The following is a 21,206-nucleotide window of genomic DNA, read 5'->3' on the forward strand; positions in this document are numbered from 1 at the left end:
CCGGCCTCGTCGGGTAAACCCTGCCGCAACTTCGGACCGGCCATGAAAGGTCGTCCGATTCGACCCCTCAGACATCATTTTGGGACGACCATGCATCGCTACCGGTCACATACATGCGGCGCGCTCCGCGAGAGCAACATCGGCGAGACCATCCGCCTCTCGGGCTGGGTCCATCGCGTGCGCGACCATGGCGGCGTGCTGTTCATCGATTTGCGCGACCATTACGGCCTGACCCAGTGCGTGGTCGACCCGGACTCGCCGGCGTTCGCGCAGGCCGAAAAGCTGCGCTCGGAATTCGTGGTCAAGATGGACGGCAAGGTTCGCCGCCGCCCCGAAGGCACCGACAATGACGACCTGCCGACCGGCAAGATCGAGATCTATGTCAGCGCGATCGAGGTGCTGGGACCTGCCGGCGATCTGCCGCTGCCGGTGTTCGGCGACCAGGAATATCCCGAAGACATCCGCCTGAAGTACCGCTTCCTCGATCTGCGCCGCGAAAAGCTGCACCAGAACATCATGACGCGCGTCGAGATCATCAAGTCGATGCGCCGGCGTATGGAGGGGCAGGGCTTCTTCGAGTTCAACACGCCGATCCTCACCGCGTCCTCGCCGGAAGGCGCGCGCGACTTCTTGGTGCCCTCGCGCATCCATCCCGGAAAATTCTACGCGCTGCCGCAGGCGCCGCAGCAGTACAAGCAACTGCTGATGATGTCGGGCTTCGACCGCTATTTCCAGATCGCGCCCTGCTTCCGCGACGAAGACCCGCGCGCCGACCGTCTGCCCGGCGAATTCTACCAGCTCGACGTCGAGATGAGCTTTGTCACGCAGGAAGACGTCTTTGCGGCGATGGAGCCGGTGATCACGGGCGTCTTTGAAGAGTTCGCCAAGGGCAAGCCGGTGAGCAAGAACTGGCGCCGCATTCCCTTCGCCGAAGCGCTGCGCAAATACGGCAGCGACAAGCCGGACCTGCGTAACCCCATCGAGATGCAGGACGTCTCCGAGCACTTCCGCGGCTCCGGCTTCAAGGTGTTCGCGCGCATGCTCGAAGACCCCAAGAACCAGGTCTGGGCGATCCCGGCGACGGGCGGCGGCAGCCGCGCGTTCTGCGATCGCATGAACTCGTGGGCGCAGGGCGAAGGCCAGCCCGGCCTCGGCTACATCATGTGGCGCGAGGGCGGCGAGGGTGCAGGTCCCCTTGCGAACAACATCGGGCCGGAGCGCACCGCTGCGATCCGCGCGCAGATCGGCACCAAGGAAGGCGATGCCGCCTTCTTCGTTGCCGGCGATCCCGACAAGTTCTGGAAGTTCTCTGGTCTGGCCCGCAACAAGGTCGGCGAGGAATTGAACCTCACCGACAAGGAGCGGTTCGAGCTCGCCTGGATCGTCGACTTCCCGATGTACGAGTACAACGAGGACGACAAGAAGGTCGACTTCTCGCACAACCCGTTCTCGATGCCGCAAGGCGGCCTCGACGCGCTGAAGGGGCAGGATCCGCTGACCATCAAGGCGTTCCAGTACGACATCACCTGCAACGGTTACGAGATCGCTTCGGGCGGCATCCGCAACCACGTGCCGGAAGCGATGGTGAAGGCATTCGAGATCGCAGGTTACGGCGAGCAGGAAGTGGTCGACCGCTTCGGCGGCATGTACCGCGCCTTCCAGTACGGCGCGCCGCCGCATGGCGGCATGGCCGCGGGTGTCGACCGAATTGTCATGCTGCTCTGTGGCACCAACAATCTGCGCGAGATCTCGCTGTTCCCGATGAACCAGCAGGCCATGGACCTGCTGATGGGCGCGCCGTCGGACGCGACGACGAAGCAGCTCCGCGAGCTGCATGTGAAGGTGAACCTGCCGCAGAAGTGAGGCTGTCTCCACAGCGTCATTGCGAGCGTAGCGAAGCAATCCAGAATCTTTCCGCGGAGGGACTCTGGATTGCTTTGCTGCGCTCGCAATGACGAGGAGGCATTTTCGCTAGTCCCGTAGCCCGGATGGAGCGAAGCGTAATCCGGGGTCTCGCGCGCGGACGGAATTGTCCCGGATTGCGCTTCGCTCCATCCGGGCTACGAGGATCACCGGCAGTTGCGCCCTACAGCCCCGTCGATGCCTCGATCCTGAACTGCGCCAGCGCGACGATCGGGTCGCTGTTCAGCGCATCCATGAGCTGAAGCACCGGCATCTTGCCGAGCGGCGTCAGCTTGATGGTGAGCGTCTGGTCCGAGGTCGCGACGAAGCTTGCGATCGCATCGACCGCTACCTTCGCATCGAGATTGGAGGCCGCGACCTTCTCGCCCTGCGCCCGGATCATCTCCACGATGGCACCGCGTGCGGCGTCGCGGCTGACGTTCTGCGTGCGGGCGAACTGCGTCACGACGAGGTCAACGCCGCCATTGTCGCGCAGTGAGAACTCGAGCGTGTCAGCCTCGATCCGGGCCGCCTGGCCCATAAGCTGGGCGGGGTCGGTCGAAAACAGCTCGCGTGGCACATTGCCGAGCGCGATACGCAATTGCGCTTTTGCGATGCCTCCGATGTCGAGGGTTGCCGGCGTCAGAGCGAAGCTGTTGGAGGACTCGGTCCAGGCTGCGCCGAGATCGAAGTCGATCGCGAGCTTGTCGAGGCCGGCGGCAATTAATGGAAGCTGCTTCGGATCGGACGGATCGGTGGGCGTGACAAATTTGGCCACCGCATGCACCTTGCTCGGGATCGAGCCGACCAGCTGACCCCAGTCCAGGCTCAGCGTGTCGATCGTGACCAGTTTCTTCGTGGTCTTGAACGGCGCGACCACGCCCTTGATCTCCGCACCTGCGAGTACGCGGAACACGCCGAGAAACTGGTCGGGCGTGGGCTTCTGCGCAATATTGGACAACTGCGCGGTCCACCGCATGAGGTTGGCCATGCTGAAGGACTTCAGCGCAAAGCGCCCCATCCTGACCTGTCCCTGCGGCGAGGGCGCATCGAGGCCTTCCAGTGCAATCTCATCGTTTGCGTATCTGATCGCGTTGAGGTTCGCCGTTCCTTGCGGCGTGCTGACCGACACTTTGCCGACGTCGATACCGGCGACACGCACGCCCTCGAACATCACGGCGAACGCCTCCAGCGCCCGCCGTGTCTCCGTCGGGCTCGGAGGCGTCGAATGGTCCTTCATAAATGATTGGATATCGGCCCGCTGAATTTTAGAGGGTTGCAGGGCGATGTCATTGATGCTGAACCTGTCGATCTGCGCGCGTATCCCTTGCGCGGATGTCATCGCATAGGGGCCCGCCGAGATCTGCCTGTAGATCCGATAATAGCTGTCATCATCGACCCTCTTGGGGTCTAGGGCGGTGGCCAATGCCGTTGCATCGAAATCGTCGGTGGTCGTGTTCAAGAGCTCGAGGGTAAGCTTATCGGGTTTGCCCGGCTGTTGCAGGTCCACGACGTGAACTGTGCGGTCAACCTTGGCGGTATCGACTTTCCCGCGGTTGATATTCAGCATCGTCACGCCGGAATATGTAACCTCGGTGCCGCCGCTGCTCGGGCTGCCCGTTTCGGGGTTGACAGTGGCGGCAATGGTTGGTGCCACGATCGAAGATGCGGTGACGTTGACGAGCTGATCCAGAACAAATCGGTACAGATCGATCAACGAGTCCGACGCCGGCGATCCCTGAATGCGAATCGCACTGGAAAAGTCGCGTGCCGTAAGCTGCGGGACCTTGTAGATGGCGTTCAGCTTCGTCTCGCCCATGACGCTGCTGTATTTGATCTCAGTGTCCGACAGCTCGATGCTGTCGGCCGAGGCCTTGGTGTCGTCGATCTGCCTGATGCCGACCGCCTTGATGCCCGCGATCTTGACGGTGGCCGGCGGTTGCACGGTGCGCTCGACCGCGATGTTCTCAACAGTCAGCGTACGGGTCACGAGATCGAAGGCGACCTTGCCATGGCTCGCCTTGTTGCCGCCGGCCCGGATCAGCTCGAAGGCCGTCTCGACCTCGGTGGTGACGCGGTGCTGGACGTAGAGGTTGAAACCGAACCATCCGCCCGCGGCAAGCACGGCGACTGAGATCAGGCCGATCAGGATCCGCTTCATTCCCAGCTCCAGTTGCTCGTTGTGCGCTGCGCAACCTGCCATATTCGGGAAATGTCGCGAGGTCTAGGGAAAGCTAGCGCTGTCAAACATTTGACCATGCGCCCTGTTGATGGGGCCGCAATCGGATGTTGCCACCGGGGCGCCGGCCGTGCTTCATCCCGTTTCCATGACCCGGAATACCGCGACCCGCGACAGACCGGTCAGGACAACGTAGTTTGAGGCCGGTAACGCGAGGCAAGAGACCGCATGTCGTCCTATTCTGATGATCTCCACCAGGCAGCGCTGGCCTATCACCGTCTGCCGCGCCCCGGAAAGCTCGAGATCCAGGCAACCAAGCCGCTTGCGAACCAGCGCGACCTTGCGCTCGCCTACTCGCCGGGGGTGGCGGCTGCCTGCACCGAGATCGCCAAGAACCCGTCGGAGGCCGCCACGCTGACGGCCCGCGCCAATCTGGTCGCCGTGGTCTCCAACGGCACCGCGGTGCTGGGCCTCGGCAATATCGGCCCGCTGGCGTCCAAGCCGGTGATGGAAGGCAAGGCGGTCCTGTTCAAGAAATTCGCCGGCATCGACGTGTTCGACATCGAGATCGCCGCCGACACCATCGAGCGCGTGGTCGAGACCGTGGCGGCGCTCGAGCCGACCTTCGGCGGCATCAATCTGGAAGACATCCGCGGGCCGGAATGCTTCGAGATCGAGGCGCAGCTGAAGGAGCGCATGAAGATCCCGGTCTTTCATGACGATCAGCACGGCACCGCGATCATCGTCGCCGCCGCCATCACCAATGGCCTGCGCCTGAACGGCAAGAAGCTCTCGGACGTCAAGATCGTGGCGTCGGGGGCAGGGGCTGCCGCCATCGCGACACTCAACTTGCTGGTCTCGATGGGCGCGCAGCGCAAGAACATCTGGGTCTGCGACATCGACGGCCTCGTGCACGAGGGCCGCAACACCACGATGGACCGCTGGAAGGCGGTCTATGCGCAGAAGACCGACAAGCGCACGCTTGGCGACGTCATCGGCGGTGCCGACATCTTCATCGGCCTGTCCGCGCCCGGCGTGCTCAAGCCCGAGATGGCCAAGGCGATGGGCGACAAGCCGCTGATCATGGCGCTCGCCAATCCGACCCCGGAGATCATGCCGGAAGAGGCGCGCAAGGTGCGACCCGATGCGATGATCTGCACCGGCCGCTCCGACTACCCGAACCAGGTCAACAACGTCCTGTGCTTTCCCTTCATCTTCCGCGGCGCGCTCGATGTCGGTGCCAGCGCCATCAACGAGGAGATGAAGCACGCCGCTGTCGAGGCCATCGCGCAGCTTGCGCGCGAAGCGCCGTCGGATGCGGTGGCGCAGGGCTTTGACACCGGCGAGACGCAGGGCTTCGGCCCGGGCTCGCTGATCCCGAGTCCGTTCGACCCGCGGTTGATTTTGCGCATCGCGCCCGCTGTGGCCAAGGCTGCGATGGAGTCCGGCGTCGCGACGCGGCAGATCACCAATTTCGACGAATACACCGCACTGCTCGAGCGCTTCGCCTTCCGCTCCGGCCTCGTCATGAAGCCGATGTTCGCCAAGGCCAAGACCCAGCCGGTGCGTGTGATCTACGCCGAAGGCGAGGACGAGCGCGTGCTGCGTGCCACCCAGGTGGTGCTGGAAGAGAAGCTGGCGCGGCCGATCCTGGTCGGCCGTCCCTCGGTGGTGGAAGCCCGCATCAAGCGCTTCGGCCTCCAGATCCGCGCCGGCAAGGATTTCGATCTCGTCAATCCCGAAGACGATCCGCGCTACCGTTCCTACGTGCAGTCCTATGTCGAGGTCGCCGGCCGCCGCGGCGTGACGCCGGATGCGGCGCGCACGGTGGTGCGCACCAATAACACGGTGATCGCGGCGCTGGCGGTGATGCGCGGCGAGGCGGACGCCATGCTGTGCGGCGTCGAAGGCCGCTACATGCATCATCTGCGTCATGTCCGCGAAATCGTCGGCTTCCAGGCTGGCGTCAGCGACTATGCCGCGCTGGCGCTGCTGATCACCAGCAAGGGTGCCTTCTTCATCGCCGACACGCAAGTGCGGCCCAATCCGAGCGCGGAAGAGCTTGCCGAGATCGCCTCGCTCGCGGCGGTCCATGTCCAGCGCTTTGCGCTCAAGCCCAGGATCGCGTTCGTCTCGCACTCCGATTTCGGCAGCTACGACACGGACTCCTCGCGCAAGATGCGGCGGGCGACCCAGCTGCTGAAAGAGAAGCATCCGGAGATCGAGGCCGACGGCGAGATGCAGGGTGATACCGCACTCTCCGCCGCAGCGCGAAAGATGGTGCTGCCGCACTCCAAGCTCGAGGGCGAGGCCAACATCATGATCATGCCGACGCTGGACACCGCCAACGTCGCCTATCAGATGATCAAGTCGCTGGCGGACGCGCTGCCCGTCGGCCCGATCCTGATCGGCCCGGCGCGGCCCGCCCACATCCTCACCCCCTCGGTCACCGCGCGCGGCATCCTCAACATGACAGCGGTCGCCGTGGTCGAAGCGCAGGAGCGCGCGGCGCGGCAGCAGCCGACGTTGTTCACGTAGGGGCGGCGTCTTTCTTACCCTCTCCCCCTGTGGGCTAGTGTGAGCACACATCTTCGTCGAGGAAGTATCCTTCTGCGATGGCATTGAAGCGTGTGAGGCCGTGGGACATGGTAATTGGCCCTGTGGATCGCTCGGTCGCATAGCCCGTCCATCCGCCGAGACGAGCGATCGTCCAGGCGGCCCAGGCGAGGGTTCCAGGCGGATACTGGTTCTGCTGCTTGATGGTGCGACCTTGGAGTTTGCCCTGGAGCACTTCGAGCACTTCGATCTGTCTGTCGTCGAAGACGTGACTGGCGGGCTGGTCATGGAGTGAAGCAGCGCGTGCGAGCACGAGCTGCATACAGGTCGTTGCGCCGATCAATGCGATGACGGCGAGTTTTTCCAGAGCTTGGCCCTCTTCGGCGACGCTCTCTTCGATCTTCAGTCCCTGGCTCTTGACGGTCCGGAACAGCTGCTCGATGTGCCAGCGCTGCCGATACCAGCCGATGACAGTCAGCGCCTGTGCGACCGTGTCGACGGCATGGGTGGTCAGCAAGCGCCAGTGGACCGGCGTTTCCTTGGCGGGCGGATCGCGCTCCATAACCTCGATGGCGGACAATTCGATCTCCTCCGGAGCATCCCGATCGGGGCAGGATTGCGGGCGGCGGATTCGGACGCGCCCGAAGCGCACGGTCAGACAGGCCTGCCGCGCCTGACGCTTCTTGCCAGGCCGCGCCGGCAGATCGAGCGAGTAGCTGTGCTTTTCGGGCAGCTCCGCCATGGCCGCAAATAGCGTCCCGCCATCGACCATCGCGCGGTCGCGGCAGGCGCGCGTCAGAAGCTGGGTGCGCCGGTCCGGCAGACGAGCCCATTTCTCGTAGATGTCGCCTTCGCGGTCATCGATCACCGTGACGTCGGCGGCCTTGCCCAGCGCCGCCTTGGCCCGCTGAGGACCCTTGAGCCAGCGGTAGGACTCCTTTTCCTCGATCGGCTGCTTGCGATAATCCTTGCTCTTGGATTTGAAGCGCCGCCAGACCTGGACATCGAGCAGACCGAGGCAATGTCCGAGTTCGGCATCCACCGCCAGCATCGGATGCACGAACAACCCGACATCGCGGCCGTTACCAACCGTGCCAAGGCCGCGTTTGCGTCCGCGCTGGCTCTCATAATTGATTTCGCTGGTGTCCTGGATCACCAGGACATGACGATCGGCGCTGGCCTCGGCCACCCGCGCCCTCTGATGCAGCACCATCTTCGAGACCGTGACCCGGTCGTTCACCACAAATCGGCGGAATGCAACCTGCTCAGCGCGCGTGTCGCCAAGCCGACGCAGGCAGATCGTCTGTCGATCCGACACGCGCTGCAACAGCCGCGCGCCATTTTTTTAAGACGCGCGTCGCCAAAATGTCCAAGATTCATCTCCGCTACCGCCTTCTCGTGAGAATCGCGACAGCAGCTAAAGAATCACAATCGATTCCTCCCGCTCAAGTCCCAAATGATTGATAAATCGCGGGAAAGATGTGTGCTCACACTAGCCCCCTGTGGGAGAGGGTGGCTCGCCGCGATAGCGGCGAGACGGGTGAGGGGTCTCTATCCACGAGTCCCACTACTGTTGAGTTCGCGGATGGATACCCCTCATCCGGCGCTTCGCGCCACCTTCTCCCGCAAGGGGAGAAGGTGCACCGCCCGCACCGCCAACTTTTGAATTACTCGCAGTTCGCCATTTCCCCGTTTGTAAACCGGCCCACGACTCTTCATAATCGCTCGGTACTCTCGTCAAGACGCCGATTTCAAAAAGCCTGAGCCAAGAGGCCGACCATGCCAGCGTTCGTGACTTTCGGGCGAATCCTGTTCGCCGTGCTGTTCATCTACACGGGCGCAACCAAGCTCATTGCCATTCAGGCGACGGCGGACTTCATCGCCACCAAGGTCGTGGTGCCTGACGTGATCGCGCCGTACGCCAAGCAGGTCGAGACGGCGACTGCGATGACCACGCCGCAGCTTCTGGCGATCGCGCTCGGCGGGCTCGAGATCGTCGCGGGGCTGATGATCGCCTTGAATTTCGGCGCGCGCTTCTTTGCGATGCTGATGATCATCTACATCGCGGTGTCGACCGTCCTGTTCTACGATTTCTGGAATCAGCCGGCGCCTGACAACGCCAAGATGCTGGTCGACGCGCTGAAGAATCTCTCGATCATCGGTGCGCTCTTCATGATCATGGGCTATGGCCGCGCCACGCGCTCGGCCGAGACGGCCTACGGAGACGTGTAGGTCTCGTCGCCCACCCACGGTCTCGGAAACCGACGCGTTGACGCTCGCCGTGTGCCCAGCTTCGCGCAAGGTCGTTGCTGCAGAATGATCGGGAGCGAGTCATCGCGTCGATGATAGGGCCCCCGCGTCATGTATGCCGAAGCGTCGTCAGGGTCTGGATCGCTCGAGGCCGGTCTCGCGCATCATCGCGCGGGGCGCTTGGCGCAAGCAGAGGCGATTTATCGGCAGCTACTGGCAAACCAGCCGGATCACGCGGACGCTGTTTTCCTGCTGGGGGTTGCTGCGCTCCAGACCGGTCATCCCGACAGGGCGCTCGATTTCTTCATCCGTGCCGTCCAGCTCCAGCCTCGCAACAGCGCCTATCACAGCAACATGGCTGTCGCCCTGCGCGCGCTCGGACGCAGGGGCGAGGCCATCGCGAGCTACCGGGACGCGCTGCTGCATCAGCCCGGCAATCTGGAGACGCACATTCAGCTTGGTCTGCTGCTGGGTGAGTGCGGGGATTTCGCCGCCGAGGAGGCCCAGTACCGGCTCGTGCTGCGACATCCCGTTGGCCTCGACCTCGCCGCGGTTCGCGCTCAGGTCGATGCCCGTTTCCATCTCGCCAATCTGCTGGTGAGACGGAAGCAATTCGATGATGCGATCAGCGAGTTTCGGCAGGTGCTGCGGCACAGGCCGGATTTCGCGGAGGCCCATTGCAATCTTGGGGCCGTGCTGTTCGATCTCGCCGCCTTTGGGGAATGCGAGCGTTGCTATCGCGAGGCGCTGCGCCTCAACCCGGGATTTGCGGAGGCCTATAACAATCTTGGTGGCCTTCTCATCAAACTGAGGCGCCTGGATGAGGCGGAGGTCAATCTTCGCGAAGCCTGCAAACTGCGGCCGAATTTCCCCGAGGCCTTGAACAATCTCGGTGACTTGCTGCGTCTGCGGGGGCGACTGGGCGAGGCGGAAGCCTGCTGCAGGGAAGCTTTGCGTCTGAAGCCGGACTATGCTCCGGCGCAACTGATCCTGGGCAACGCGCTGCGCGAGGCCGGTCGTTTCCATGAAGCGGAGGCTTGCTATCGGGCAGCTCTCGATCGCAATCCGGCCTGGCCGGAGGCGCTCAACAATCTCGGCACGCTGCTTTACGATCTTGGGCGGCCTGATGAAGCCATTCAGAGTTTGCGAACGGCACTGTCGCAAAGACCGGATTATGCCGACGCGCATTTCAACCTCGGGATCACGCTGTTGCTGGCCGGCCAGTTCGGTGAAGGCTGGCGGGAATATGAGTGGCGGTGGAAGCAGGAGGCGAAGAAGAAGCATCTCCGCGGCTTCAGCCAGCCTCCCTGGGATGGACGCGATTTCGGTGATCGGGTCCTGCTGCTGCATGCGGAGCAGGGCCTGGGCGACACGCTCCAGTTCTGTCGCTTCGTGCCGGCAATTGCGGCGGGGCGGCGGGTCGTTCTCGAGGTTCAGCGGCCACTGCTGCCGCTCCTGACGGGGCTGCCGGGAATAGAGCGCATCGTCGCATGTGGTGATCCGCTGCCGCCATTCGATCTGCACTGTCCGCTGTTGAGCCTGCCGCGGGTCCTTGGCACCACAATCGAAACCATCCCGCGAGAGGCATCCTATCTCCGGGCCGATCCGCAACGCGTGGCGGCCTGGCGCGAGCGGGTCGGGCAGCTCGATGGCCTGCGGGTCGGCCTTGTCTGGGCCGGCAATCAGACGATGAGCGGCGACCGGCGCCGATCCATTCCGCTCGAACGATTTTCGGAGCTGGCGGACTTGCCGGGGGTGAGTTTCGTCTCATTGCAGAAAGGACCGGCGGCCAGCCAGTCGCCGCCGCCGGGTCTGTCCTTGCGCGATTGGACGGACGATCTCCACGATTTCGGTGAGACCGCTGCGCTGATCGAGGCACTGGATCTGGTGATCAGTGTCGATACAGGGGTGGCGCATCTTGCTGGCGCGCTTGGCCGCCCGGTCTGGCTGCTCAATCGCTTCGACCGGTGCTGGCGGTGGTTGCTCAACCGCGACGACAGCCCCTGGTATCCGAGCTTGCGGCAATTCCGGCAAATACAGCCCGGCGACTGGACCAGCGTCCTCCGGACCATGCGCGCTGAACTCGAGAAATTCAGGGTGGCCAGGCCCGCCACGCAGTAAGCGTTATGCGTGGCAAGCCCACGCGTTGCGCGCCGGTATCAAAACACCGGTACTGTGCATGGGGTTGTTTTGCGCGTTTTAGGTAGAGCCTCTCGCCGGCCGCCATGGCGTGACGGTCACATCATGGCTCGCGTCGAGCAGATACGGCGCGCCCGGCTTCATCCCGTGCGACGCCAGCACCTCGTGCGGTGTCCGCTTGGGCACGTCGACAAAACAGCCTTCGCCGCCGGGCAGCCGCACATGCGGGGCTTCCGACAGCCAGAACGTGTCGAAGCGGTCCATGAACATGTCGAACACGACGGGGCCGCCGATGACAGCGATCCGCCCCGAGGCGACATCGGCAAACGCGGCAGCCTCTTCGAAGCTCGCATGATCCGGATTCCACAGCGTCGCGTTCGGCATCTCCGGATCGACGGTGAGGGCCTTGATCTTGCGGGTGGTGATCAGCCGCTTGCGCTTGGGCGAGTTTTGCTGCTGCTCATGCGAGTTGCGGCCGTGCACGATCAGCGCCGCGCCATCGAGCGCCTGCTCGAAGAACAGCTTGTCGCCTTCGAACTTCAGACTGTCGGGCATGACGTGGCTGGCGTCGGCAAGCATGCCGTCCGCCGAGACGATGACGTAACCTTCGAAATGGAAGGACAAGCGACGTCTATTCGGAAACGGTCGTCACCACGGAATTGACCGGGCGCGTGCTCACCGTCGGCAGCTTGACGTCCTTCATCAGCTCCTGGTCGTATTCGGGGAGCGAGGCGACCGGCGCCTTGGCGCGCATCGCCACCACCTTGTAGCCGCCGGCCTTGAGACGGTTCAGAAGCTCGGGCAGGGCTTCCGCCGTGTGCTTCTGGAAATCGTGCATCAGGATGATGCCCTTGCCCTTCTTCTCGAGCCCCTTCATCACGGTCTCGATCACCTTCTCGGGCTTGGAGGCCTTGAAGTCGAAGGAGTCGATGTCGCAGGAGAAGATCGCGACGTTGCGGTTGCCGAGATAGGTGACCATCTCCGGCGGGTGCTGCAGCGCCGGGAAGCGGAAGAACGCTGCGGGCGAGATGCCGCCGAGCGCCCATTTCACGGCGCTGATGCCCTTCTCGATCTCTTCCTTGCGCTGCGCTTCGGTCAGCTTCTTGTTGTTGAGGTTGGCGTGCGACCAGGTGTGGGTGCCGATGATGTGGCCGGCCGCGTAGACCTGCTTCAGGATCTCCGGCTCGTAGGTGGCGTGCTTGCCGATCGAGAAGAAGATGCCAGTGGTGCATTGGTCGGCGAGCGCCTTCAGCACGGCGGGCGTGTTGTGTGGCCACGGCCCGTCGTCGAAGGTCAGGACGACCTCCTTGTCGCGCAGGAAGTCGAGCTCTTTGAAATGCTCGAAGCCGAAGCCGGGACCGCCCGTGGTGTCGATCTCCACGGTGCGGGCCACGCCCAGCGCGTTCGGATTGTTACAGGCCGCCCGTGCCGGCTGCGGCGCCTGTTGCGGCGGCGGCGGGAAGGCGGCGGCTTGCGGCGCGGGCGCTGCGGCAGGGGCTGCAGCGGGTGCCGGAGCCGCGGCCGGCGCTGCCGCGGGGGCTGCCTGGGTGGCGGCCGCGGGTTTCGCGGCCGGGGTCTGCGACCATGCCGCGCCTGTCAGCGCAACAGACATCGCGCTTGCCAAAATCAGTCCTGCCGCCACACGCATGGTGTTGTCCTCGAGATTGATCCCGTTGTTCTGCCGCGGCTTTTCGCCTCCGGCAAAACCTATCCTGCCCCTGATCATCCTAGCCTAGATGGTGCTCCATCGCCATGGCAACGGCTGTTTGGCGCTTCGCCCCAATTGTGCCCAGGCTGTTCGAGGAGCCTGTTGGAGCCGGGCGCGTCAGCTGTCAGCCAGAGCCCTGGCAATTGCCGTCTTGATGCGCGTGTCGGCAGGCTCGACAGCCGACGGAAAGGCCTCGGCGATATAGCCATCCCGGCCGATCAGGTATTTGTGGAAGTTCCACTTCGGAACGTCCCTCGGCCGTGCTTCGGCCGCCCATTTGTAGAAGGGATGTGCCTTCGCCCCGACCACGACGGCCTTGGCGGTGATGGGGAAGGTCACGCCGTATTGGTGCTGAGCGGTCTCTGAGATCTCGCTGGTGCCGCCGGGCTCCTGGCCGCCGAAATCGTTGGAGGGCACGCCGATCACGGTGAGTCCGCGCGCGCGAAATTCGCTCCAGAGCTCCTGCAGGCCCGCATATTGCGGGGTGTAGCCGCACAGCGAAGCGGTGTTCACGACCAGCACCGGCTTGCCGGTGAAGGCGGCCAGCCGAATGTCGTCGCCGGACAAAGCGGGGAACGAGAATGCGTAAGCGGACATCCGGCTCATTCCGCCCTCCGCCTGCGCGGCCTGCGCGCGCGTTGCCGAGGCGGCTGCAGCGAGGAGCGCCGTGGTGAGTATCGTTCTGCGGTTCAGCATGGCGGCGTCCCCCGGATGTGATCCGGCACGCAGTCTACTCCGCCGAGGCGACCGGCCCGCTCAACACCGCGTTATCTGACGCGATGCTCGGCTCAGTACAGGCGGACGATGAAGTCGGTGCCTTCGCCGGTCTCGCCCTGGTTGATGCCCTGGTCGGACACGATGACCGAGCCGCCGGTGGTGAGCATCTCGTTGATCTTCGCCATGGCGTCGGCAGGGATCGCAATGCGATCCAGTGCCTCGGCCGGGCTGTCCGGCGTGATCACCGGTTTTGCGGCGACAGGGATCACGGCGGCGCCACGCTGGCGGCGCGTGACGTGACCGTCGTCTTCGCGCGCAGCGGCGCGGACGGCGACGGGCAGGGACACCACGGACCAATGCAGCGCATTGGCATCGGTCTTGTCGACTTCGGCGGTGAAAACGTGCGTGCCGAGCGGCCGGTCGCTGGCAGCGATCGTCACGGGCACATCGAACAGCGGCGCAAAATTCTGCCGCACATAGAGCTTGGAATCCTTGCGGCCGATGAACACCGCAATCTGGCCGGTTCGCTTCGGCAGGTCCGGCTTCACGGACGGCGCGGGATCGGCGACGCGGGTCTGGTCCTTCTTTGCGTCCGGCGAAGCGGCCTGCGCGGGCGCAATTGCCGTCACCGCCGCATCGGGCTTCTTCTCGGTCGTTGCTACGTCAGCCTTGACGGGCTCGGACTTGGCAGGCTCGGACTTCGCGGCCTCGACCTTCTCAGCCACCTTGTCGGCCGAGCTCGCCTTGTCAGCTTCCGCAGGCTTCGCTTCGGTGCTCGCCGCATCAGTGGGCTTGGCAGCCTCGTCCGTCGTCGCCGCAGCGTCGGGCTGCTTGGCCGGCTCAGAGGCCTCGGCGGACTTCGTGTCAGCCTCGACTTCAGTCTTGGCCGCTTCCTCGCGGACCGGCGCATTGCCCGTGGTCATATCCGACATCACGGTGTGGCCGACCGTGGAGCGCAGCTCGAGCACGCCGTCGGCGCTGGCGGTCTTCGTCTCAACCGGCTTTGCCTCGGTAACCTTGGTTTCAGGCGCGCCCTTGTCCGCCTTGTCGCCGACGCTCGTCGTCGGTTCGAGGCTTGCCGCCGGCTGCGGCGGGACGCGCAGCGAGGCGAGCATCGGATGCGAGAAGTTTTGCGGCGTGATCTGGCCGGGCGTGACGATCACGCGCGCGCCCATCTTGGTCCAGTTCCACATCTTCACCGCGAACGCCATCGGCATGCGGATGCAGCCGTGCGAGGCCGGATAGCCCGGCAGCACGCCGGCGTGCATGGCGACACCGGACCAGGTGATCCGCTGCATGTACGGCATCGGCGCGCCGCTATAGATGTTGGAGTGGTGGAATTTGTGCTTCTGGATGATGCTGAACACGCCCATCGGCGTGGAGTGGCCCTTCATGCCGCTCGACACCGGCGACTCCGCGAACACGCCGTTGGAATCGTAGACCGTCACCTTCTGCCGGTCGATCGAGACGACGATGACGAGCGGACCTTGCGGCTTTGCGCCGGTCTCCTTCTCGGCGACGGTCTCCTTCTTGTTCTTGGCGCCAGCCGGGCCGCGCTTCTGCGGCTTCTGTCGCGGCTCCTCAGGATGCCGCTCTTGTTGGGAGTAGTAGGAAGTGCCCGAATAATCCGGTGTGTAATAGAACGCTGCTTCTGCCTGGCTGGTCGTACCGATCGCACCCGCGGCCGTCAAAATGGCGAACTGCCACAGCCGTGCCGGCGCGGCAGCAAAACGGGACCCGTTCACGCTAGTCATTCCTCGAATCCATAATCCAAATCAGACATTAGTGTCGCAGAGGGAATACGCGTTCACCAGCACAGCAGTTCTGCCATCAGCGACTTTTGTCCAAGACGTAGCAAAAAAGCCTCACGGAGCGGTAAACGGCGGCTGCGTCCGGCTGTCATCGTCTTCCTGAACGACCACCCCATGCCTACATTGCTGGAACTTGTTACCGGAGAACTTCATGTCATCTCGTTTCCCCGGTCTTTCCGGCATCCGCTTGAAAGGCCTCGCTTTATTGCTCCTGGCTCTGGCTATGCCAGCGGCGTCCGCGCAAGCCGCCGACGAGCCGGATCTGATCTTCCGCCGCTCCACCGTGTTCAAATGGATGAGCCCGAATGACAAGCTCGCGACCTATGGCCTCGACGACCCCGAGGTCGAGGGCGTGGCCTGCCATTTCACGGTGCCGGAAAAGGGCGGCTTCAAGGGCTGGCTCGGTCTTGCCGAGGAGGTTTCTGACGTCTCGCTGGCCTGCCGCCAGATCGGCCCTATCAAGTTCAAGGATAAAATGGAGCAGGGCGACGACATGTTCCGCAAGCGCCGCTCGCTCTTCTTCAAGAAGATGCAGATCGTGCGTGGCTGCGACGCCAAGCGCAATGTGCTGGTCTACATGGTCTATTCGGACAAGTTGATCGAGGGATCGCCGAAGAACTCGACCTCGTCGGTGCCGATCATGCCGTGGGGACCGGCCGACGCGAGCGTCCAGAAGTGCGGCGACTTCTTTACTCAGTGACGGGGGCGCGGCCGACGCGCGGTTTCGCAAGGTGCGAGCCGCTCAGCCGTACGAACGCCTGCGGCGCGGCCTCGTAGCCGCGGCCTGATTGCAGGGCCATCGCCCCCGGCGAAGCGGTGCGTTGATCGGAACTGTCGTTCCGTTCGGCCGCGTCGCGCGCCGTTGCGCGATCTTGCGCCACCATGATGGCCATTCCTTAGATGTGCCCGGTTGTCGGGCCTTTCGGTTTTCGAAGGCTTCGGTCGTGCCGGGCGAGTTCCGGGTTCATCGGCGGGACCGGCCTTCGTTTGCGGCTCTCTTCAGCAGAAAACCGTAAAATGCGTGTGAAGCGCTGACGTCGTGGATGTGACCGCGTTACCTCAACCCGCGTAGATGGTTGCTCCCATGCAAGTTCAAACCGTCACGCGCCCATCTGAAATGATTGAGGTTTTCCGGGAATTGTTTCGTCAGCTCGCAGGCGACGAAACAATTCTCACCGGGAACGAAACCATTTTGGGCTTTGGGCGCATCACGGAAGAAACCGCGGATGGTTATCAGCTTCACAACGACGACGGCACATCGCCGGCCACGCAATTCGGGGACAGATCCATGCGCGCGCTCAGCTTCATCCTTGCTTTCGGCTTCGTGCTCGCCGGTTCCTCGTTCGCCGGCGCCCCGGACGGCAATCTGCCCGGTATCGGCACCTTCCAGTACAGCGGCTCGCCGGTGACGACCACCGCGCCTCAGCCTATCGTTCTCGCCGCGCGCTTCTGATCAGCAACAAGAAAATCAGCCGGCAAAGGCTATCATGTCCCTTCGTCTCAGCGCCGCAGCCTTCCTCTCCGTTCTGACGATCAGTTCCGTCCAGGCGCAAGTGCGCGCGCCGAGCCGATTGCCCGACCCGCGCACCGAATTCGTGCGGCAATGTGCTCCGCGCATGCTCGGGCGCTGGGAGCATCCGGAGGAGGTCTGCGGCTGTCTGCATGACCATGCCGCGGCCGTGGTCGAGGACCGCGACCTGCGCGAGGCGTTGCTGCGCGGCATCAGCGAGACCGGTGTTCCCACGATCGAGACCGATTGGGTGCCGGCGGCAAAGCAAGGCGAGATCGGCGCGACCTTCACCAAGATCGCCAAGCCGACCCTGCAGTGTATGTTCGACCCGGCGAAGTCGTAGGGGTTACTTGGATTTCGGACCGTATCGCGCCACGCAGGAACTGGTTCGTACGACCCCCTTGTCGCTCATCTTCGAACCGCGGACTTCCTTGACCTGTCCGGCCGGGCAGGTTCCGTCATCCACCATCACCCGCTGACCAAGCTTGAGATCCACGATGTCCTGGTCGCGGCCGACTGTGGCCGCGTGCGCTACCGTCGCGAGCGCAGCGGAGATCAGGACTGAGAGACGGGCTGCGCGACAGAGTGACATGATGAGGGGTTCCGGCGTCGGTGCAGCAATGTAGGGAGCGGCACACGATTCTCATAGTGAACCTTTGTCACGCCCGCCGGCCCGGCTTGCCTTTGTTGCGCAAAGCAGCGCGCGCTTCCCGCGCGAGCCGTTCAGCGGAGGCGACGAGACGTGGAACCGCGTGCCCCGAGAATCCCAGCACGAAACCGGGTAGCGGACGCGCCCGCGCATAGGTGTCGGCGAGCAGCCAGCCCTCCGCGCCCGCGGCCTGCTTTACTTCGGCCGCAACCGCTGGCGCGACGGACGGATCGAACTGCGCAACGAGGTGCAGGCCCTGCGACGGCACCGGGACCGACAGCGCGCCATCCGAAGCCGCTTCGAGCGTTTCGGCCAGCGCATCGCGGGCCTCGCGGTAAAGCTTACGCACGCGCCTCAAATTTGCGGCGAAGGCGCCGGAATTGAGCATGTCGGCGACCGCGCCTTCCATCAGCGTTCCGGGAAAACGGTCGAGCGCGGCGCGCGCGGCCGTGACGTCGCCGATCAGGCGTTCGGGCAGGGCGCAATAGCCGATGCGCAGGCCCGGAAACAGCGTCTTGGCGAACGTGCCCATGTAGATCACGCGCTGGAGGTGATCGATGCCGGCGAGCGACATCAGCGGCGCGCCGTCATAGCGGAACTCGCTGTCGTAATCGTCCTCGAACACGAACGCTCCGGCCTGCTTGGCCCAGTCGAGCAGCTCGAGCCGCCGCGGCATCGACATTTGCACGCCCAGCGGAAACTGATGCGACGGTGTCACATAGGCCGCGCGCGCGGACGGTGCTGCCGTGCGGCCCTTGGCAACGAGCAGGCCGTTGGCGTCGACGGGAATGGGCACGGTGCGATAGCCGCATTGCGCGATGGTTCCGCGTGCAATGGGATAGCCGGGGTCCTCGCACCAGACCTGATCGTTCGCTTTGAGGATCGCGCCGAGCACGATGCGCAGGGTGTGCAGCGTGCCTGACGTGAGCATGATCTGGTCGGGGTCGCAGCGTAGCCCCCGCGCCGAGAGCAGATGATCGGCGATCGCGACGCGCAACTCGCGGCTGCCACGGGGATCACCGTAATGCAGATGCTCAGTGCCGAAGGCGCGCATGCGCCGGCCGACGAACGCGCGAAAGCGTTGCACCGCGCGCTCGTCGATATGGGTGCAGCCGAGCGAGAGCGCGCCTTGCTTCGGCGCCTCGACAATCACCTTCGGCTTCTTCGGTGTGGCGGCGCGTGCCGGGATGCGCGCGGCGACGAACGTGCCGGATCCGACCGTGGCTTCTGCAAACCCGTCGGCGATCAGGCGCTCATAGGCGGTCACAACCGCGTTGCGCCGAAAGCCGGTCTGCTTGGCCAGCGTCCGCGATGGCGGCAGCGGCTCGCCGGGTTTGACCAAGCCAGAGACGATCATCTCGCACAACGCCTGGTACAGCCGGTGCGCCGAGGAGGCGCTCGCGGTGATGTGCGGGCCGGTGAGATCGAGCGGCAGCTCGGCCTTGGCCGGGGCGAGGGAATTGGTCGGAATTTTTTGCATGGAATTGGCACTATCGCAGACCAAATGCGCGGCTACAACTAGCCCCGGATTCTTCCAATCCCCACAGGAGCGGCCGTGAGCCAGACTGAGAGCCAGAATTCCTACCCGACGTCAGCGCGCAACCAGGTGAAGCGTCGGCACGATCGTGGCTTCTACGATCACGAGACGGTTCATCGCATTCTGGACTCCTCGATGCTCTGTCACGTCTCCTATGTCATCGACGGCCAGCCCTATTGCACGCCGACCTTCTTCTGGCGCGAGGGGACGAAGCTCTATTGGCACGGCTCGAGCGCGAGTCGCATGCTGCGCAGCCAGACCAAAGGCGAGCGGGTGTGCCTCACGGTCGCCCATCTCGACAGCCTCGTGCTGGCGCGCTGCGGCTTCAATCACTCCGCCGACTATCGCGCGGTGATGGCGTTCGGCACCGCCTATCTCGTGACCGATGTGCAAGAGAAGGAGCGCGCCGTGGTCGCGATGGTCGATCGCTTCTTCCCGGATCGCACCGCGAGCCTGCGGGCCAGCAACACCCAGGAGATCAAGGCGACCTCGTTCATCGCGATGGAGATCGAGGAAGCTTCCGCAAAGGTCCGCGCCAAGGGTGTCGCCGACGACGATGAAGACTACGAATTGCCGATCTATGCCGAGCGCATTCCGGTCCGCACCGTTCTCGGCGCGCCGGAGCCATGCCCGCGGCTGCTCGACGGCGTGAGCCGGCCGACGACGCTGAATGGCTATTCGGAAGGCCGACTGCTCGAAGATGCATTGCGGGATGCTTATTTTGTGGAGTACCCGAACGGCTGAAATCGGCTAGCTTGCGCGCACCCTCGACCAACTGGATGCCCGGAGTTGCCTGATGAATGCCGAAACGCAGCAGAGGATTCTTGACGCCGTCGATGCCGGCTTCGAAACCCAGCTTGCGACCACACGCGATTTCGTTGCGATCCCTTCGACCCGCGGGGCGGAGGGGCCATGTCAGGACATGATTGGCGACCTCCTGCGCGCGCGCGGCTACGAGGTCGACGACTGGCACATCAACGTCGACGACCTCAAGGATCTGCGCGGCTTCGGCCCGATCGAGCATGATTTCTCGAAGGCGCGCACCGTGGTCGGCACCTATCGTCCGAACACCGAGGCCGGCAAATCGCTGATCCTCCAGGGCCACTGCGACGTGGTGCCTGTGGGACCGCTGGAATTGTGGGACACGCCGCCGTTCTCGCCCGTCATCAAGGACGGCAAGATGTTCGGTCGGGGCGCCTGCGATATGAAGTCGGGTACCATCGGCGCGCTCTACGCGCTGGATGCGATCAAGGCGGCCGGCCTCAGGCCGACCGCGCGGATTCACTTTCAGTCGGTGATCGAAGAGGAGAGCACGGGCGTCGGCGCACTCTCGACGATTCAGCGCGGCTACCGGGCCGATGCCTGCTTCATCCCCGAGCCCACCGCCGGGAAGATGGTGCGCTCGCAGGTCGGCGTGATCTGGTTTCGGCTGCGGGTGAAGGGCCATCCGACCCATGTCGCCTTTGCCGGCTCCGGATCGAATGCGATCATGGCGGCGTATCACCTCGTTCATGCGTTACAGAAGCTCGAGATCGAGTGGAACGAGCGGGCCAAGGCCGACCGTCACTTCAAGACGCTCAACCATCCCATCAACTTCAACCCCGGCATCATCAAGGGCGGCGATTGGGCCTCCAGCGTGCCGGCCTGGTGCGACGTCGATTGCCGCATCGCCGTCCTGCCGGGCTGGTCGGTCGCAGATCACCAGAAGGAGATCATGGCCTGCGTTGCCGCTGCATCGCGCAACCACGGTTTCCTCGCCAACAATCCGCCGGAGGTCGAATGGTCGGGCTTCCTGTCGGAAGGCTATGAGCTGACCGACTCCGCCGCGCCGGAAGCCGCGTTCGGCAAGGCCTTCAACAAGGTCTATGGCGGCGCGGTCGAGGATCTCGTCTTCACCGCGCTCACCGATACCCGTTTCTACGGACTCAATTACGGCATCCCCAGCCTGTGCTTTGGCGCCAGCGGCGGGGAGATGCACGGCTTCAATGAATATGTCGATCTGGACTCGCTGAAGAAGACCACCAGGGCCATGGCGCTGTTCATCGCGGAATGGTGCGGGGTGGAGAAGGCGTAGCGGCCACGGCCGTCACAGGTGTCGTAGGGTGGGGTGGAGAAGGCGTAGTGGCTGCCTAAGTCACAGCTCTCGTAGGGTGGGCAAAGGCGCACTTGCGCCGTGCCCACGACCTTTTTCGATTTCGAACCAAATGGTGGGCACGCTTCGCTTTGCCCACCCTACGGCGTCTCACCC

The 21,206-nt window shown here is 64.0% G+C and carries 18 protein-coding genes; 9 read left to right on the top strand and 9 right to left on the bottom strand.

Going from position 1 to position 21,206, the window contains the following annotated elements:
• Positions 1–90 precede the first annotated feature (90 nt).
• On the top strand, positions 91–1,863 hold the full coding sequence (gene aspS, locus V1280_RS03785) for an aspartate--tRNA ligase (protein ID WP_334519167.1): 1,773 nt from the start codon (positions 91–93) through the stop codon (positions 1,861–1,863).
• A 223-nt stretch (positions 1,864–2,086) separates the two neighbouring features.
• Here aspS and V1280_RS03790 read toward each other — a convergent pair whose 3' ends face one another.
• Complete coding sequence (locus V1280_RS03790; RefSeq protein ID WP_334519170.1) at positions 2,087–4,063, bottom strand: hypothetical protein; 1,977 nt, start codon at positions 4,061–4,063, stop codon at positions 2,087–2,089.
• A 246-nt stretch (positions 4,064–4,309) separates the two neighbouring features.
• On the opposite strand from V1280_RS03790, the gene V1280_RS03795 reads away from it, so the two are divergent.
• Positions 4,310–6,619 (top strand): NADP-dependent malic enzyme, encoded by a 2,310-nt coding sequence (locus V1280_RS03795; RefSeq protein ID WP_334519173.1) that lies wholly within the window; start codon positions 4,310–4,312, stop codon positions 6,617–6,619.
• Positions 6,620–6,653: 34 nt separating this feature from the next.
• On the opposite strand, the gene V1280_RS03800 is transcribed toward V1280_RS03795, so the two are convergent.
• Positions 6,654–7,877 carry an IS4 family transposase gene (locus V1280_RS03800; protein ID WP_334519177.1) on the bottom strand — a complete coding sequence of 408 codons (1,224 nt, stop codon included), beginning with the start codon at positions 7,875–7,877 and terminating at the stop codon, positions 6,654–6,656.
• Between the two features lie 539 nt (positions 7,878–8,416).
• On the opposite strand from V1280_RS03800, the gene V1280_RS03805 reads away from it, so the two are divergent.
• The gene (locus tag V1280_RS03805; protein ID WP_334519180.1) at positions 8,417–8,869 is read left to right on the top strand and encodes a DoxX family membrane protein; all 453 of its coding nucleotides are present in this window, start codon (positions 8,417–8,419) and stop codon (positions 8,867–8,869) included.
• Between the two features lie 129 nt (positions 8,870–8,998).
• On the top strand, positions 8,999–11,008 hold the full coding sequence (locus tag V1280_RS03810) for a tetratricopeptide repeat protein (protein WP_334519183.1): 2,010 nt from the start codon (positions 8,999–9,001) through the stop codon (positions 11,006–11,008).
• A gap of 78 nt (positions 11,009–11,086) precedes the next feature.
• On the opposite strand, the gene V1280_RS03815 is transcribed toward V1280_RS03810, so the two are convergent.
• The 4 genes from V1280_RS03815 to V1280_RS03830 form a co-directional block, all read right to left on the bottom strand.
• Positions 11,087–11,650, bottom strand: coding sequence for a dihydrofolate reductase (locus tag V1280_RS03815; RefSeq protein ID WP_334519186.1), 564 nt, complete (start codon positions 11,648–11,650; stop codon positions 11,087–11,089).
• A 7-nt stretch (positions 11,651–11,657) separates the two neighbouring features.
• Complete coding sequence (locus V1280_RS03820) at positions 11,658–12,674, bottom strand: polysaccharide deacetylase family protein (protein WP_334519189.1); 1,017 nt, start codon at positions 12,672–12,674, stop codon at positions 11,658–11,660.
• A gap of 177 nt (positions 12,675–12,851) precedes the next feature.
• A complete protein-coding gene (locus V1280_RS03825) occupies positions 12,852–13,430 on the bottom strand; it encodes a glutathione peroxidase (RefSeq protein ID WP_334519192.1) in 579 nt (192 codons plus the stop codon).
• Between the two features lie 92 nt (positions 13,431–13,522).
• Entirely contained in the window at positions 13,523–15,205 is a 1,683-nt protein-coding gene (locus V1280_RS03830; protein ID WP_334519194.1) for a L,D-transpeptidase, read from the bottom strand.
• Between the two features lie 208 nt (positions 15,206–15,413).
• Here V1280_RS03830 and V1280_RS03835 point away from each other — a divergent pair, with 208 nt between their 5' ends.
• Positions 15,414–15,962: a CreA family protein gene (locus V1280_RS03835; protein WP_334519197.1), complete on the top strand. Its 549-nt coding sequence runs from the start codon at positions 15,414–15,416 to the stop codon at positions 15,960–15,962.
• On the opposite strand, the gene V1280_RS03840 is transcribed toward V1280_RS03835, so the two are convergent.
• Positions 15,952–16,146, bottom strand: coding sequence for a hypothetical protein (locus tag V1280_RS03840; protein WP_334519202.1), 195 nt, complete (start codon positions 16,144–16,146; stop codon positions 15,952–15,954). The two genes, V1280_RS03835 and V1280_RS03840, sit on opposite strands and share 11 nt — an antisense overlap.
• A gap of 200 nt (positions 16,147–16,346) precedes the next feature.
• Here V1280_RS03840 and V1280_RS03845 point away from each other — a divergent pair, with 200 nt between their 5' ends.
• Together V1280_RS03845 and V1280_RS03850 are read left to right on the top strand one after the other, a co-directional pair.
• Positions 16,347–16,715 (top strand): hypothetical protein, encoded by a 369-nt coding sequence (locus tag V1280_RS03845; protein ID WP_334538630.1) that lies wholly within the window; start codon positions 16,347–16,349, stop codon positions 16,713–16,715.
• A gap of 34 nt (positions 16,716–16,749) precedes the next feature.
• The gene (locus tag V1280_RS03850) at positions 16,750–17,115 is read left to right on the top strand and encodes a hypothetical protein (RefSeq protein ID WP_334519205.1); all 366 of its coding nucleotides are present in this window, start codon (positions 16,750–16,752) and stop codon (positions 17,113–17,115) included.
• A 3-nt stretch (positions 17,116–17,118) separates the two neighbouring features.
• Here the strand turns inward: V1280_RS03850 and V1280_RS03855 are convergent, their stop codons facing one another.
• On the bottom strand, positions 17,119–17,364 hold the full coding sequence (locus V1280_RS03855; protein ID WP_334519208.1) for a DUF6719 family protein: 246 nt from the start codon (positions 17,362–17,364) through the stop codon (positions 17,119–17,121).
• Between the two features lie 67 nt (positions 17,365–17,431).
• On the bottom strand, positions 17,432–18,901 hold the full coding sequence (pdxR, locus tag V1280_RS03860; RefSeq protein ID WP_334519210.1) for a MocR-like pyridoxine biosynthesis transcription factor PdxR: 1,470 nt from the start codon (positions 18,899–18,901) through the stop codon (positions 17,432–17,434).
• Between the two features lie 75 nt (positions 18,902–18,976).
• Between pdxR and V1280_RS03865 the strand changes: the two genes are divergently transcribed.
• Both V1280_RS03865 and V1280_RS03870 read left to right on the top strand, forming a co-directional pair.
• Positions 18,977–19,702, top strand: a complete 726-nt coding sequence (locus tag V1280_RS03865; RefSeq protein WP_334519213.1) for a pyridoxamine 5'-phosphate oxidase family protein — start codon at positions 18,977–18,979, stop codon at positions 19,700–19,702.
• A gap of 52 nt (positions 19,703–19,754) precedes the next feature.
• The gene (locus V1280_RS03870) at positions 19,755–21,032 is read left to right on the top strand and encodes an ArgE/DapE family deacylase (RefSeq protein ID WP_334519216.1); all 1,278 of its coding nucleotides are present in this window, start codon (positions 19,755–19,757) and stop codon (positions 21,030–21,032) included.
• Positions 21,033–21,206 lie beyond the last annotated feature (174 nt).

The organism is Bradyrhizobium sp. AZCC 2230 (assembly GCF_036924495.1).
GTDB classification, from domain to species: domain Bacteria; phylum Pseudomonadota; class Alphaproteobacteria; order Rhizobiales; family Xanthobacteraceae; genus Bradyrhizobium; species Bradyrhizobium rifense.